This is a genomic window from Mesorhizobium sp. M0243, from assembly GCF_040321775.1.
Taxonomy (GTDB): Bacteria; Pseudomonadota; Alphaproteobacteria; order Rhizobiales; family Rhizobiaceae; genus Mesorhizobium.
The window spans coordinates 1-535 of record NZ_JAMYSF010000092.1; the positions used below are offsets into that span (position 1 = coordinate 1).

Below are 535 nucleotides of genomic sequence, written 5' to 3' on the forward strand. Positions count from 1 at the left end.
GCGTAATCCAGAGTGGTTCCGGCCGCTCCACCGATCTCGCTGCGCGGTACGGAGGCGAAGAGTTCGTCATCGTGCTGGTCGACACTTTACTGGAACAATCCAGCGCGATCGCAGAGCGGCTCGTCCAGAGCGTGCGGGAATTGAACATACCCCACGGCCCGGATCGCGTGACCATCAGCGTTGGCGCCGCAACAGCGGTGCCCACCGAGAACGAGACGCCAAACGATTTCGTCAATGCCGCCGATTTGGCTCTGTTTCGTGCCAAATCGGAAGGACGAGATCGTGTTGCGCTTCATATGTCCCGCAGCTAGAGAAGCTCAATGCACCTCCGAAGAGCGGGTGTGTAATTTGAGGCTAAGATGGGGCGTGAGAGCGGCACTCGGTTGAAGATAGGAGCCGGACAACGGGCTTGAAGACTGGTTGGGCAAACGTTGGGAATGACAGCGACAGCGAGCTGGCCAGGTTCCGCTCCCTCCTCCTTATCATTGCGCCGCTTAAAACCCCAGGGTTGATTGCCGTGTGAAGCACTGGCGCG

General features: G+C 59.1%; 1 protein-coding gene. It reads left to right on the forward strand.

What is annotated here, in order from left to right:
* Window positions 1-311, forward strand: a 311-nt coding sequence (locus NKJ11_RS33775; RefSeq protein WP_352795193.1) for a GGDEF domain-containing protein, incomplete at its 5' end; no start/stop codon positions are given.
* Between the last annotated feature and the right edge of the window lie 224 nt (window positions 312-535).